This is a genomic window from Chitiniphilus eburneus, assembly GCF_005048205.1.
Taxonomy (GTDB): domain Bacteria; phylum Pseudomonadota; class Gammaproteobacteria; order Burkholderiales; family Chitinibacteraceae; genus Chitiniphilus; species Chitiniphilus eburneus.
The window spans coordinates 43255-57740 of the sequence record NZ_SUMF01000010.1 but is presented as its reverse complement, the minus strand read 5'-3'; the positions used below and the strand labels follow the sequence as shown (position 1 = coordinate 57740).

Annotated in this window: 14 protein-coding genes; 12 read left to right on the top strand and 2 right to left on the bottom strand. The window is 67.2% G+C overall.

Going from position 1 to position 14486, the window contains the following annotated elements:
• Window positions 1-39: 39 nt before the first annotated feature.
• The gene (locus FAZ21_RS10680) at window positions 40-483 is read right to left on the bottom strand and encodes a host attachment protein (protein WP_136773434.1); all 444 of its coding nucleotides are present in this window, start codon (window positions 481-483) and stop codon (window positions 40-42) included.
• Between the two features lie 251 nt (window positions 484-734).
• Here FAZ21_RS10680 and rnhA point away from each other — a divergent pair, with 251 nt between their 5' ends.
• The 7 genes from rnhA to FAZ21_RS10645 all read left to right on the top strand — a co-directional run bounded on the left by rnhA (window position 735) and on the right by FAZ21_RS10645 (window position 6210).
• Entirely contained in the window at window positions 735-1187 is a 453-nt protein-coding gene (rnhA, locus tag FAZ21_RS10675; protein WP_136773433.1) for a ribonuclease HI, read from the top strand.
• A 177-nt stretch (window positions 1188-1364) separates the two neighbouring features.
• Window positions 1365-2588, top strand: coding sequence for a TCR/Tet family MFS transporter (locus tag FAZ21_RS10670; RefSeq protein WP_136773432.1), 1224 nt, complete (start codon window positions 1365-1367; stop codon window positions 2586-2588).
• 56 nt (window positions 2589-2644) lie between these two features.
• A complete protein-coding gene (dnaQ, locus tag FAZ21_RS10665; protein ID WP_136773431.1) occupies window positions 2645-3388 on the top strand; it encodes a DNA polymerase III subunit epsilon in 744 nt (247 codons plus the stop codon).
• Window positions 3385-4194: an IspD/TarI family cytidylyltransferase gene (locus FAZ21_RS10660; RefSeq protein WP_136773430.1), complete on the top strand. Its 810-nt coding sequence runs from the start codon at window positions 3385-3387 to the stop codon at window positions 4192-4194. The genes dnaQ and FAZ21_RS10660 overlap by 4 nt, the downstream gene beginning before the upstream one ends.
• Before the next feature lie 157 nt (window positions 4195-4351).
• Window positions 4352-4837 carry a free L-methionine (R)-S-oxide reductase MsrC gene (gene msrC / locus FAZ21_RS10655; RefSeq protein WP_136773429.1) on the top strand — a complete coding sequence of 162 codons (486 nt, stop codon included), beginning with the start codon at window positions 4352-4354 and terminating at the stop codon, window positions 4835-4837.
• Window positions 4834-5307, top strand: coding sequence for a 2-C-methyl-D-erythritol 2,4-cyclodiphosphate synthase (ispF, locus tag FAZ21_RS10650; RefSeq protein ID WP_136773428.1), 474 nt, complete (start codon window positions 4834-4836; stop codon window positions 5305-5307). The genes msrC and ispF overlap by 4 nt, the downstream gene beginning before the upstream one ends.
• 120 nt (window positions 5308-5427) lie before the next feature.
• Window positions 5428-6210 (top strand): hypothetical protein, encoded by a 783-nt coding sequence (locus FAZ21_RS10645; RefSeq protein WP_136773427.1) that lies wholly within the window; start codon window positions 5428-5430, stop codon window positions 6208-6210.
• 196 nt (window positions 6211-6406) lie between these two features.
• On the opposite strand, the gene FAZ21_RS10640 is transcribed toward FAZ21_RS10645, so the two are convergent.
• Window positions 6407-7126: an LOG family protein gene (locus tag FAZ21_RS10640; RefSeq protein WP_136773426.1), complete on the bottom strand. Its 720-nt coding sequence runs from the start codon at window positions 7124-7126 to the stop codon at window positions 6407-6409.
• A gap of 355 nt (window positions 7127-7481) precedes the next feature.
• Between FAZ21_RS10640 and FAZ21_RS10635 the strand changes: the two genes are divergently transcribed.
• The 5 genes from FAZ21_RS10635 to fecA all read left to right on the top strand — a co-directional run bounded on the left by FAZ21_RS10635 (window position 7482) and on the right by fecA (window position 14330).
• Complete coding sequence (locus tag FAZ21_RS10635; protein WP_169307354.1) at window positions 7482-9047, top strand: cellulase family glycosylhydrolase; 1566 nt, start codon at window positions 7482-7484, stop codon at window positions 9045-9047.
• 202 nt (window positions 9048-9249) lie between these two features.
• Window positions 9250-10944, top strand: a complete 1695-nt coding sequence (locus FAZ21_RS10630; RefSeq protein ID WP_136773425.1) for a vWA domain-containing protein — start codon at window positions 9250-9252, stop codon at window positions 10942-10944.
• Window positions 10937-11548, top strand: coding sequence for a sigma-70 family RNA polymerase sigma factor (locus FAZ21_RS10625; RefSeq protein WP_211243435.1), 612 nt, complete (start codon window positions 10937-10939; stop codon window positions 11546-11548). The genes FAZ21_RS10630 and FAZ21_RS10625 overlap by 8 nt, the downstream gene beginning before the upstream one ends.
• Window positions 11545-11865 (top strand): FecR family protein, encoded by a 321-nt coding sequence (locus FAZ21_RS10620; RefSeq protein ID WP_136773424.1) that lies wholly within the window; start codon window positions 11545-11547, stop codon window positions 11863-11865. The genes FAZ21_RS10625 and FAZ21_RS10620 overlap by 4 nt, the downstream gene beginning before the upstream one ends.
• Window positions 11866-11951: 86 nt before the next feature.
• Entirely contained in the window at window positions 11952-14330 is a 2379-nt protein-coding gene (fecA, locus tag FAZ21_RS10615) for a TonB-dependent Fe(3+) dicitrate receptor FecA (RefSeq protein WP_136773423.1), read from the top strand.
• Window positions 14331-14486: the final 156 nt, after the last annotated feature.

Sequence of the window (14486 nt, the reverse complement as noted above, 5' to 3'; positions counted from 1 at the left end):
GATCAACGCCCCGCAAGCGGGGCGTTTCGTCGCGGGCGCTCAGTGCAGCGTGCCGTGTCGTTTCAGGTAGTCAGCGATCTCCTGCATGCCCAGTTGGGAAATATCCTTGGGGACTTCCTCCTGCACCATGCGCTGCGCCTCCTTGCTGAGCTGGCTGCGCATCAGGCCCAGAAAACGTGGCGGGGCGAACAGGCAGAGCCGTTCGTAGCGATGCTCCACCCGCGCCTGTTCCAGGTAGCCACCCAGGCTGCGCGAAAACCGTTCAGCCTCGTGCTGCGCGGCATCCAGCTTGGGCTGGCTGGAATGCCCCTGCGCCTGGCTGCCGCTGTTGTAGCGCCCTTCTGCATCGGTATTGATTTCGCGATTCTGCGCCCGGCCTTCCGGGTGGGCGAAGGATTCGATCTCGCGCAGACGGGTACGCCCGTCCACTTCGAAGATACGCGCGCGACTGGCGTCGGCCGCCAGGATCCAGGTTTTGGTCATCGATACGCTCCTTGAACGAAGGTACAGGTGCGACCCACCCACAGGTCGCGGAGTTCGAGCGCGACCGCCGACCGGCCCGCCAGGCGGTCCCGGCCAGCGGGGCGGCGGCAAGCCCGATATACTGCACGCCCGACAACGCGCCCGGCGCGGCTCGAACCTGCATCCAGTGTAGCGATGCCGGCATCGGGCGCGAAGCGCGGGCAAGCCATATGGCAGGCGGCCCTGCCGCGCCGCTCACTCGCAGGACATCGATGGCAACACTAGAGATTTATACGGACGGCGCCTGCAAGGGCAATCCCGGCCCTGGCGGCTGGGGCGCGCTGATGCGCTATGTTTCACCCGAGCAGGTGCAGGAAAAGGAGTTGTTCGGCGGCGAATCGCAGACCACCAACAACCGCATGGAGCTGATGGCGGTGATCGAATCGCTGGCCGCCCTCAAGCGGCCGTGCGCCCTGACGCTCTATACCGATTCGCAATACGTGAAGAACGGTATCGAGACCTGGATTCACAACTGGAAAAAGAACGGCTGGAAGACGGCCGACAAGAAACCGGTGAAGAATTCCGACCTGTGGCAGCGGCTGGATACCGAGGTTCACAAGCACCAGGTCACCTGGCGCTGGGTCAAGGGCCATGCCGGCCACGAGTTCAACGAGCGCGCCGATCAGTTGGCCAACCGCGGTGTGGAGCGCGTACTCGGCGCGTGACCGCGCCTGAGGTAGATTGACGCCCACCGCCGCCCCCGACCGCGCGGCGCCCGATCCATCGTCCTTCGGGGCGTTTCACCTTGCCGGAACCGCCGTAGCGCATGTGGTCCGCCGCGCTGATCCGCCCGCCGCCCCATGACCCCGCCCTTACCGGGCTTTCACAGGACCGCCGTGCCCATGACCGCCCGCCAGCCCGCCGTGCCCTTCATCCTCGTCACGGTGTTTCTCGATGTGATCGGCTTCGGCCTGATCATTCCGGTGCTGCCGGCGCTGATCGGTGATTTCACCGCGTCGCGCGACCAGCAGGCCTACTGGTTCGGCGCGCTGACCGCCGCCTATGGCCTGATGCAGTTCGGCTGCGCGCCGTTGCTGGGTGCGTTGAGCGACCGTTTCGGTCGCCGCCCGGTGCTGCTGCTGTCGATCTTCGGCCTGGGTTGCGATTTCCTGCTGATGGCGCTGGCGCCCAACCTGTGGGTGCTGCTGCTGGCGCGGCTGCTGGGGGGCGCCACCGGCGCCAATTTCTCGGTCGCCAATGCCTATATCGCCGACGTCACGCCGCCGGAACGGCGCGGTCGCGGCTTCGGTGCGCTGGGCGCGGCGTTCGGCCTGGGTTTCATCTTCGGCCCGATGCTGGGCGGCCTGCTCGGCGCCACCGACGTGCGCCTGCCGTTCTATGTGGCGGCCGGCCTGTCGCTGCTCAACGCCGCCTACGGCTTTTTCGTGCTGCCCGAATCGCACCCGCGCGAGCGGCGCGTGTCGTTCTCGTTCGCCCGGGCCAATCCTTTTTCGGCACTGGTATCGCTGGCACGGCTGCGCGGCGTGGGCAACCTCGTCAGCGTGTACACGCTGTTCATGCTCGCCCAGTTCGTGCTGCATGCCACCTGGGTGCTGTACACCACGTTCCGCTTCGACTGGACCCCGCGCGAAAACGGCTTTTCGCTGTTCATCGTCGGCCTGATGGGCGCGCTGGTACAGGGCGTGCTGCTCGGGCGCATGATGCGGCAATGGGGCGAGCGGCGGCTGGTGTACATCGGCTTCGCTTCCGGTGCCATCGCCTATGTCGCCTATGGCCTCGCCACCGAGGGCTGGATGATGTACTGCATCATCTTCGCCAACCTGCTGTCGTTCGCCGCCGCGCCCGCGTTGCAGGCGCAGATCTCCAAGGCGGTGTCGCCCGAGCATCAGGGCGTGGCCATGGGTTCGCTCAGCTCCATCGCCAGCCTGATGCTGGTGGTGGCGCCGCTGCTCGCCTCGCCATTGCTGGCGCGCGTCAGCCACCTGCCGTCCGGCGACTGGCGCATCGGCGCCACGTTCTTCCTCAGCGCCGGCCTGCAATCGCTGGCTCTGCTGATGGCGATCTTCCACTTCCGTCGCCATCCACGGCCTCCCGCCCTGCCCTGAGCCATCGCGGCAGGGTAAACTCGCCTCCGTTGTCCTGCACTACCGGAACCCAATCCATGCGCCAGATCATCCTCGATACCGAAACCACCGGCCTGCGGGTCGAAGACGGTAACCGCATCCTGGAAATCGCCGCGGTCGAAATGATCGACCGCAAGCTCTCTCCGCCGGAACGCCACCTGCACCGCTACATCAACCCGGAACGCGACAGCGAGGAAGGCGCGCTGAACGTCCACGGGCTGACCACTGACTTCCTGGCCGACAAGCCCCGCTTCGCCGCCATCGCCGAGGAGTTCCTGCGCTTCGTGGCGGGCGCCGAGCTGATCATCCACAACGCGCCATTCGACGTGGGCTTCCTCAACGAGGAGCTGGGTCGGCTGGGGTTGGGCAAGATCACCGACCACGTGGCCAGCGTGGTCGATACGCTGAAGATGGCCAAGGACAATTTCCCCGGCAAGCGCAACAGCCTGGATGCGCTGTGCGACCGCTACGAGATCGACCGCAGCGGCCGGACGCTGCACGGCGCGCTGATCGACTGCGAGTTGTTGTCCGAGGTCTACCTGGCGATGACGCGCGGCCAGGACAGCCTGCTGATCGACTTCCTGAGCGATGGCGGCAGTGGCGATGCCGCCGCCGACAAGGCCCGCCGCGATGCGCGCAAGCCGCGCCTGATCATCCAGCCCAGCGCGGCGGAAATCGCCGCCCATGGCGCCTACCTCGACGAGATGGACAAGATCATCAAGGGCGACTGCCTGTGGCGCGAGTACGAGCCCAAGCCGGTCACGGAAGCCGAGGCCGCATGAGCGCCATCGCCCTCGTTCCCGCCGCCGGCAACGGCAGCCGCATGGGCGGCGGCCAGCCCAAGCAGTACCTGCCGCTCGCCGACCGCCCGCTGATCTGGCATACCCTGCGTGCGCTGCACGCCGTGCCGGAGCTGGAGCGCATCGTGGTGGTGCTGTCGCCGGACGATACGCAGTGGGATCAGTACGATTGGTCCGGTTTCGACCGCCTGCGGGTGTTGCGCGTCGGCGGCGATACCCGCGCCCACAGCGTGCTCAACGGCCTGGAAGCGCTGCGCGCCGATTACCCCGCCAGCGGCGAACCGGCGCCCGCCCCGGCGCGCCGGCTGGATCGCATCTCGATCAGCATCACGCTCGACGCCGTACCCCGCGACCCCGCCCCGGTGGCCACGTTGTCGCAGGACGGCCCCTGGGTGCTGGTGCACGATGCCGCGCGCCCGTGCATCGATCCCGCGCTGGTGTCCGGCATGATCGCCCGGCTGGACAACGACCCGGTCGGCGGCATTCTCGCCGTGCCGGTGGCCGACACGCTCAAGGCCGCGCGGCCGGGCGAGCGGATCGCCCACACCCAGCCACGCGCCGGGCTGTGGCAGGCGCAGACGCCGCAGATGTTCCGCCTGCATGCCCTGGCCGATGCGCTGGCCGCCAGCACCGGCCCCGACATCACCGACGAGGCCAGCGCGCTGGAACGACTGGGCCATGCGCCCGCGCTGGTGATGGGCAGCCCGTGGAACATCAAGGTGACCTATCCGCAGGACCTGCGCCTGGCCAGCCTGATCCTGGCGGCGCATGCCGAGCGGCAGGACTGAGCGCCTGTTCAACGTCTTTCGCTGCGGCGCCAGGCCGGAAACGGCAAGGCCCCAGGCATGGATGCGCGCCGACCAAGGAGCACAAGGCAGTGGATGACCGTTTTCCCCCGTGGCACTGCCGCGAATGCTGTTCTGAAAAGACGTTGCCCCCGCGCTGATGGCCGAACACCTGGACATCGCCGACGGCGACAAGGGCGACCGCTACCGCGCGCTGTTGCCGCAACTGGACGCGTTGCTGGCCGGCGAGCCCGACCCGATCGCCCGCATGGCCAATACCGCCGCCGCGCTGGCCGCCACTTTCGGCTGGCTGTGGGTGGGCTTCTATCGCGTGGTCGATGACGAACTGGTGCTGGGCCCGTTCCAGGGCCCCATCGCCTGCACCCGCATCGCCCACGGCAAGGGCGTGTGCGGCGCCGCCTGGGCGCGCAACGAGACGCTGGTGGTGCCGGACGTGGATGCTTTTCCCGGGCACATCGCCTGTTCTTCGGCCGCGCGCGCCGAGATCGTGGTGCCCTTGCGCGACCGCGCCGGCCGCGTGGTCGGCGTGCTGGACGTGGATCACCACCTGCCCGCCGCGTTCGACACGGTGGATGCGGCGCAACTGGAAGCCGTGGCGACATTGCTGATGAGAGATATCGTATGAGAATCGGACAAGGCTGGGATGTGCACCGGTTGGTGGAAGGACGCCCGCTGATCCTGGGCGGCGTGACCATTCCCTTCGAGCGCGGCCTGCTCGGCCACTCGGACGCCGACGCGCTGCTGCACGCGGTGACCGATGCTGTCCTGGGCGGCGCGGGGCTGGGCGACATCGGCCGGCACTTCCCGGACACCGCGGTCGAGTTCAAGGGCGCCGACAGCCGCGTGCTGCTGCGTGAAGCGGTGCGCCGCGTGCACGAGGCCGGCTGGCGCGTCGGCAACGTCGATGCGTCGATCCTGATCCAGCAGCCCAAGATGGCGCCGCATATCCCGGCCATGGTCGCCAACCTGGCGGCCGACCTGGGCATCGCCCCCGGCTGTGTCAACGTCAAGGCCAAGACCTACGAGAAGCTGGGGCCGGTCGGCGCCTCCGAGGCGGTGGAAGCCCAGGCGGTGGCCCTGCTGCTGCCACGCTGACGCCGGTACGGGCCAAGCTGGGCGGCGGGGTGGCGGCGGACACGCCCCGGGAACTCCCGGCTGTTTCGCATGGCCCATCGGGCATATGCTGGAAGAACCAGCCCCAGCCGGAGCACTGTCATGAAACGTCTGCTCGCCTGTTGCCTGTTCGCCCTCGCCACCGGCTTCGCGCTGGCCGAGCGCCTGGACGTGGTTCCCCTCCAGCACCGCACCGCCGAGGACCTGGCGCCGGTATTGCGCGGTGCGATCCCCACCGCATCGTTCCAGCCGATGAACAGCCAGCTCATCGTGCGCAGCCCGGATACCGCCACCTACCAGCAGGTACTGGACCTGCTGGCCCGCATCGACCTGCCGGCGCGCAACCTGACCGTGACCGTGGAACAGCGCGAAGGCGAAAGCCGTAGCGGAAGCACGCTGGCACTGGACGGCGTGGGCATTTCCAACCGGGGCTTCGGCATCGGCATCCGCCTGTTCGGCGGCGGTAGCCGCAACGATACCGTCGCCACCCAGAGCGTGCGGGTGCTCGACGGCCAGCACGCTTTCGTGCGCCTCGGCAGCGAGCGCTTCTATCCTTCCATCGGCTTCGGCTACCGTCCCGGCTACAGCATTGTCCTGGCCGGCGGCACCTGGGTCGGCGCGGGCACCGGCTTCTGGGCCGAGCCGCGCGTGGTCGGCAACAACCAGGTGCTGTTGCGCCTGTATCCCGAAAGCAGCCGTTTCGAGCCGGACGGCAGCATCAGCGAGCACAGCGTCTACGGCGAGGTGCGCGGCCAACTGGGCGAGTGGCTGCCGGTGGGCCAATCGACCATCGCCCGCGCCGGCAGCAACCAGGGCACGACATCGGGCAGCGGCACCAGCAGCAGTGGCTATACCGTGTGGGTCAAGGTCGATCCGGCGCCGTGAGGGCTTGGTGGATGGTCGGGACAAAACAAAGCGGGGCGACCAAGGCCGACCCGCTTTCATCGAGGTGATCCGCAAATCGCAGCCGAAGTGGCTAACAAAACCCAGCGTAGCGGTTCTGGCAAGGAGCGCGAAACGCAGACAGTACAAGACGTACGGCAAGTGAGCGCGACGCAGCCAGAAGGGTTTTGCTAGCCACTCAGCCCAGCGCCTTGCCGTCGGCGATCCAGCGCGCGTGATGCTCGCGGATCAGGTGCACCGCATCCTCGACCGTATCCACCACGATGGGAATCTGCATGTCGATCGGGCTGGCAAGCGCCGAGCCGGATTCGACCATGGTGCGCTTGGCCCAGTCGAGCAGCTCGTGCCACATGTCGCCCACCAGGATCAGCGGCGTATCGTACAGCTTGCGCACTTGCAGCAACTGCCACACCAGCGACAGTTCCAACAGCGTGCCGATCCCGCCCGGGGTGACGATGAAGGCGTTGGAACGCTGCACGAAGTGGTGCAGGCGCGAGAAGAAGGTCTTGTGTTCGTAGGTGCGCCCCACGAAGTCGTTCACGCTCTGTTCGAAATCCAGATCGATCCGGATGCCGACCGACGCTTCCGGATTATCCGGCGCGGCCTGGGCGGCGCCTTCGTTGGCGGCCTGCATCAGCCCCGGGCCACCGCCGGTGACGATGCGGCATCCCATGGCGGCCAGCTCGGCGGCCAGGTATTTCACCGACTGATACGCCGGCGTGTGGTCCTGGATACGGGCCGAGCCAAAGATCGTGACGTGGTAATGCTCGGTATGCGCCGGGCGCAGACGCGATAGATCGTCGACCGTATCCCAAAGCTTGAGCACCGCATCCGAAACGATGCGCAGCGCTTCATCGTCGTCCACTACCCCGATGGGCTTGTTGTTGGGATTGATCAAGACAGGTCCTACGTTGAATGTACGGTCGCCAAGCGTAGCTTGGCTGGCGCGGACAATGCAAGCCGGCGACCGGTGGCAACGGGCGGACCGGCGCAAGCCACTGATCCGCAATGGCTTTTCATCGCAAAACCCAGGGCGCCATCATGGCGTCATCCGTGAAAAGCCCCCGCCGGCCCCGGCAAGCCATGTATTTGATTTAAAACGAATTTTGTTGTGTCACCGTGAAACGGGTGGCGTGCCCCCGTTGCGGGCGGGCCATCGCGCTGCCGATGATGGCCGCACCCGACCGGCGACGCGGCGCCCTCCCCCGTCCGCCCGCCGGTCGATACCAAGATCAGAGGATGAGGAGCATCACATGAACAAGCAGTCCACCCGGATGCGCGCCACACAGTTGTGCGCCGCGCTCCTGATCGGCCTCGGTGGCCTGGCCACCAGCCCCAGCGCCTGGTCCGCCCCGGCCTGGCAGGAAGGCAGCACCTATAGCGCGGGCGCCGTGGTCAGCTACAGCGGCCGCGACTATCGCGCACTGGTCACCCATACCGCCTATGCCGGCGCCAACTGGAATCCAGCCGCCACCCCGACGCTGTGGCAGGACATTGGCCCGGCCAGCGGAACGCCCACCCCGACGCCGACCGCCACCCCGGTTCCCACGCCGACCCAGGCCCCGACGCCGACCCGCGCGCCCACGCCAACCCCCAATGCCACGCCAACCCCCGCGCCCGCCACCTGCTATCAGGCATGGACCAGCGGCGGGGTCTATACCGGCGGCCAGCGCGTGACGCACAACGGCGTCAACTACGAGGCCAAATGGTGGACCCAGGGCGACAATCCGGCGCAATCGGGCGACTGGGGCGTGTGGAAGAGCCTGGGCAATTGCGGCGGCGCCACCCCGGTGCCGACCCCGACGCCAACGGCCAACCCCACGCCGACGCCCACACCGGTCGTCACGCCGACCCCGACCCCCAATCCGACGCCGACACCGGCCCCGAGCGGCACGCCGGTGGATCGCAACGGCCAGCTCAAGGTCTGCGCCAACAACCTGAACCTGTGCAACGAGCGCAATGAGGCGGTGCAGTTGCGCGGCATGAGCACGCACGGCATCCAGTGGTACGGCTGGGGCAGTTGCCTGACCGAAGGTTCGCTGGACGCGCTGGCCAACGACTGGAAGGCCGACGTGCTGCGCATCTCGCTCTACGTGCAGGAAGGCGGTTACGAGAGCAACCCGGCCGGCTTCACCGCGCAGGTGGACAAGCTGATCGACGAGGCCACCGAACGCGGCATGTACGCGCTGGTGGACTGGCACCAGCTCGATCCGGGCGATCCCAACTACAACCTGGCGCGCGCCAAGACTTTCTTCACCCATATCGCGCAGAAGTACGGCAACCAGAAGAACATCATCTACGACGTGGCCAACGAGCCGAACAACGTGAGCTGGACCCGCATCCGCGAATATGGCGAGCAGATCATCCCGGTGATCCGCGCCATCGACCCCGATTCGCTGATCCTGATCGGCACGCATGGCTGGGGTTCGTTCGGTGTTTCCGACGGCCGCTCGGTGGACGATATCGTCAACGATCCGGTGCGCTACGCCAACATCATGTACACCTTCCACTTCTACGCGGCGTCGCACGGCGACCAGTACCTGAACGAGCTGAAAAAGGGCGCGGAGAAACTACCGGTGTTCGTGACCGAGTGGGGCTCGCAGACCGCCAGCGGCGACGGCACCAACAACTTCACCATGACCCAGAAGTATCTGGACTTCCTGGCGCAGAAGAAGATCAGCTGGACCAACTGGAACTACTCGGACGACTTCCGTTCCGGGGCGGTGTGGAAGAGCAACACCTGCGCCAGCGGTAACTGGAGCGCCAGCAACCTGAAACCGGCGGGCGAATTCGTGCGCAACGCGATACGCAATCGCTGATCGGCCTTTCGGGCGACAAGAAAAAGGGCGCGATGGATCGCGCCCTTTTTTGCGCCTTGCCGCCCCGTGCGGCACGGTGGGCATGCCCACCGGCACAGCGATGCCGGCCAGGCGCGCGATGCAGCCAGGTTTTTTTAGCAGTGCTTAACCCCGATTCGCTCCTCGCGCCGTTTCATGATCAATCTTCACCCGGAGTCCGATCATGAAAACCCGCCTGATCTCCCTGGCCGTCGCCCTTGCACTGGCCGCATGCAGCAGCACCGAACCCGGCAACAGTGCCACGAGGCCCGCCCAGGTGCCCGAGCGCGACGAGGCGGTCGCCGCATCGCCCGCCCAGCCCGTCGTCGCGCTGGAGGCACCAACCACCACCGCCGACAGCATGGCCAAGGTACAGGGCAACCAGCAGACCGAAATGTCATTCCTGTATCGCCCGGCGACCGTGCCGGCGCCACAACCGTACCCCGTCGCCGAGGATCGCGAGCGCTATGCCGCCATCGACGAAGGCGCGGTGAAGGTGGTGGCCGAGGCGCCGGTATCGACCTTCTCCATCGATGTCGATACCGGCGCCTACGCCAACGTGCGGCGCATGCTGAACCAAGGCCAGTTGCCGCCAGCCGATGCGGTGCGGGTGGAGGAACTGATCAACTATTTCCCCTACGACTATCCGGATACCGCCAACGGTCGGCCGTTCACGGTGCGGACCGAGATCGCGCCGGCACCGTGGGGCACCGGCAAGCACCTGCTGCGCATCGGCATCAAGGCGCAGGAAGTGCAACGCCAGGCGCTGCCGCCGGCCAACCTGGTGTTCCTGGTGGATGTCTCCGGATCGATGGATTCGCGCGACAAGCTGCCGCTGTTGCAGGCCTCGCTCAAGTTGCTGGTCAAGCAGTTGCGCACGCAGGACAAAGTGGCGCTGGTGGTGTACGCCGGCAGCAGCGGCGTGGTGCTCCAGCCCACCAGCGATCACGCCGCGATCCTGGCCGCCATCGACCAGTTGCGCGCCGGGGGCAGCACGGCCGGCGAATCGGGCATCCGCCTCGCCTACGCGGTGGCACGCCAGGGTTATATCGAAGGCGGCATCAACCGCGTGCTGCTGGCCACCGATGGCGACTTCAACGTCGGCGTGGCCGATGTCCGCGCGCTGAAGCAACTGGTGGAACGCGAACGCACCGGCGGCGTATCGCTGACCACGCTGGGCTTCGGCACCGGCAACTACCACGAAGCGCTGATGGAGCAGATCGCCGATGTGGGCAACGGCAGCTACCACTACATCGACACGCTGAACGAGGGCCACAAGGTGCTGGTGGACGAAATGACCAGCACGCTGGCCACCGTCGCCAAGGATGTGAAGATCCAGGTGGAGTTCAATCCGGCCGAAGTCGCCGAATACCGTCTGATCGGCTACGAAAACCGCGCGCTGCGCCGCGAGGATTTCGCCAACGATAAAGTGGATGCCGGCGACGTGGGCGCGGGCCATACCGTCACCGCGCTGTATGAACTCACCTTCACCGGCAGCGCCGGCCGGGTTCAGCCGCTGCGCTACGCCAAGCCCGCCACCAGCGGCGCCCCGACCGGCGAACTGGCTCATCTGCGCCTGCGCTACAAGGCCCCTGCCGGCGGCGCCAGCCAGTTGCTGGAAATCCCGCTGCGCAAGCGCGACGCGCGCGCCAGCTTTGCCGCCGCCAGCGCCGATTTCCGCTTCGCCAGCGCCGTGGCCGGGTTTGGCCAGTTGCTGCGCGGCGGGCGCTATGTGGACGAGCTGGACTACGCCACGGTGCGCCGCATCGCCGCCGGCGCGCGAGGGGGGGACCGCTTTGGCTATCGCGCCCAGTTCGAACAACTGGTGACACTGGCCGAAACGTTGACGCCACGCGCACCGACGGCCGCCAATGAATGACGCGGGGCTCGCGGTCGGCGCCGCCACCCCATACAGTGGCGGCATGCCCACCGATATCGATCCGCACAGCGACGAAGGCCTGATGCTGGCCTGGCGCGATGGCGATACCGCCGCGTTCGACGCGCTCTATGCCCGTCATCGCCTGCGGCTGTATCGCTTCCTGGTCCGCGAGACCGGCAGCGACGCCGCGGGCGACGAGCTGTTTCAGGAAGTGTGGCTCACCGTGATCCGCCAGCGCGGCGCCTACCAGCCGTGGGCGCGCTTCAGCACCTGGCTGCTGGAAACCGCGCACCGCCGCCTGATCGACTGGCACCGCCGCGAAAAGCGCCACCGCTGGGACAGCGACCTGGGCGAGATCGAGGCAATGGCCGACCGTTGCCCGACGCCCGATCTGCTGGCGGCCGGCCGCCAGGCCGGCGCACGCCTGCTCGACTGCCTGGGCACGCTGCCGCCCGAACAGCGTGAAGCCTTTCTGCTCAAGGAGGAACACGCGCTCGGCCTGGCCGAGATCGCGCAACTGACCGGCGCCGCCGCCGAAACCGTCAAAAGCCGCGTGCGCTATGCGCTCGCCAAGCTGAAAGCCTGCATGGGAGACCTGCTGTGAGCGACCATGACCTGCCGCACGACGACGCACTCAGCCGCCACTACCGCGCGCTGCCGCCGCAGGCCGGGAACGCCAGCCTGGCGGCTTGGGCGGAAGGCTCGCTGATCGTGGACGACTGGCCGCTGGGCAAGGTGCTGGCCGAGTTGGGGCGTTATCGCAGCGGGCTGGTGCAATGCGATCCTGCGGTCGCTGGCTTGCGGGTCTCCGGCGCGTTTCCGCTGGCCGATACCGATCGGGCGCTGACCGCGCTGGCGCTATCGCTGCCGGTCCGCGTGCGTTATCTGAGCCGCTGGTGGGTGCGCGTCGAACCGGCGTGATCTCTTTTTTTTGCGCGGCTGTCCTTTTGCGTTTTTCGTTCGACTCCCTGGGTAGATCCCACGCATCAGCCCAGAGGAAACCTCCGATGTCCCGTTCTTTCCCTTCCGCCCTTCCGCACCGCCTGCGCGCCAGCATGCTGGCCGTGGCCCTGACGTTGGGCGGCGCCCACGCGGCCCCCGCCGACCCCGCCTCGCCGGCGGTGGCACAGCACCATGCGATCGATGCCGGACCGCTGGGCCCTGCGCTGGCCCGTTTCGCCGCAGCCGCCGGCATCGCGCTCTCGTTCGATGCCGCGCGAACCGAGGGGCTGACCAGCCCCGGTCTGCACGGTCGCTACGACGTCGAGGCCGGGCTGGCGCAGCTACTGGCTGGCAGCGGCCTGACCGCGCAGCGCACCGCGCCGGGCATTTATACATTGTTGCTACGCCAGGATGTCGCGCCCGTATCCCCCGCGCCGGCCACGGGCACCACGCTGGCGACGATCGCCGTGGTGGGCGACTGGCTGGCCGATGGCAGCCCGGCACATGTGTTCGAGCATCCCGGTGCGCGCGACGTGGCGCGCCGCGCCGATTTCGCCGAGGAAGGCGCCACCACGGTGCGCGAAGTGCTCAATCGCATGCCCGGCGTGGTGGCACCGGAAAACAACGGCACTGGCAGCCACGATCTGGCGCTCAATTTCGGTATTCGCGGGCTGAACCCACGGCTGGCATCGCGCTCGACGGTACTGATCGACGGCATTCCGTTGCCATTCGCGCCTTATGGCCAGCCGCAGTTGTCGTTCGCGCCCGTATCGCTGGGCAACCTGGACGCGGTGGATGTGGTACGCGGCGGCGGTTCGGTGCGCTACGGGCCGCAGAACGTTGGCGGCATCGTCAACTTCGTCACCCGTGCGATTCCCAAGGACGTCGGCGCGCAGATCGGCGTGCAGAGCGAAATCAGCCCCGCTGGCCATGGCGGCAGCCCCAAGACCAGCGCCAACCTGCTGCTGGGCGGCACCGACGAGCGTGGGCTGGGCGCAGCCTTGCTGTATTCCGGCGTGCGCGGAAGCGACTGGCGCGAACACAGCGATACCACCATCGACGATGTGATGCTGAAGGGCGCGTTCCAGATCGATCCGGCCCACAGTGTCACCGCGATGTTCCAGCATTACGAGGGCCACGCCGAGATGCCGGGCGGGCTGAACCGCGCGGACTATGATGCGGACCCGTTCCAGTCCACCCGGCCCGACGACAGTTTCTGGGGCCGCCGCACCCTGGCCAGCGTGGGCTATGCCTATCGGCCGGACAGCACGCGAGAGTTCACCGCTGGCGGCTTTTTCACCACCACGCTGCGCAGCGGCTATCTGGACCAGGGCAAGAACCTGACGCTGTCGCCGCGCGAATACTGGGTACGCGGAGCCCAGGCGCGCTATGCGCAGGTATTCGGCCTGGGTGACACGCGTCATGAGATCGGCATCGGCTATCGCTTCATCAGCGAAACCAGCCACGAGCAACGCCTGTGGAGCCCCGCCGCAAGCGGGGTACTGCCCGACGGCGGCAGCCCCATCGATCGCGACACCCGTGGCCACACCATGGCGCACGCGCTGTATCTGGACGACCGCATCGACGTCGGCCGCTGGACCATCACTCCCGGTATCCGCTACGAGCTGATCAGTTCGCGCCAGGACAATACGCTGAAGAACCGCCGCGATTCCGGCGACTACAACGTGCCGCTACCGGCGCTGAACGTGGTGTACCGGATGAGCGAGGCATGGAATCTCTACGGCAATACCGAAGGGTCGTTCGGCACGGTGCAGTACAGCCAGATGGGCAAGGCCGTGGCCAGCGGCAGCGTGAAGCCGGAAAAGGCGCGCACCTGGGAACTGGGCACACGTTACGACAACGGAACGGTGCAGGCGGAGCTGGGCGCCTTCCTGATCAACTTCGACAACCAGTACGAAAGCAACCAGGTGACCGACAGCGTTACCGCGCGCGGCGAGACGCGGCACCAGGGTATCGAGGCGGCCGGCCGTTACCACCTGATCGGGCTGGACGAGCGGCTGCGCGGGCTGAATGCGTTCTTCAACTATGCCTTCGTGGATGCACGCATCCGCGAAGCGGGCGCCAACCAGGGCAACTACGTGCCGTTCTCTCCCCGGCACAAGGGCTTGCTGGGCATGGATTACCGGATCGCCGCGTGGCAGTTTGCGCTCGACGGTCAGGCGCAGTCGGGCATGTATGCCGACAATGCCAATACCCGGGAGGAAAACGCGCGGGGCAATACCGGCTGGATTCCGGGCTATATGGTGTGGGGGCTGAACGGCAGTTACGACTTCGGCCCCACGCTGGCGAACCTGACCTTGCGTTTCGGCGTGAAAAACGTGTTCGACCGGCGCTATTTCACCCGGTCGTTCGACGATAACAACCGGGGCAAGTACGTGGGCGAGCCACGCACCTTCTACCTGAACGCCAGTGCGGCATTCTGAGCGGGGCATCGTAAAAACTCACGGCCACGGGTGCCGCAGGCTTGGTTAGAACCTGTTGGTAGTCTTTTCGCGATAGCGGCCGGTGGCAGCGCTGGTGTGCGGCAAGGTACGGGCCGCTTCAATATGAAACCCGAGCGGCTGGCCGCACCGTGCACC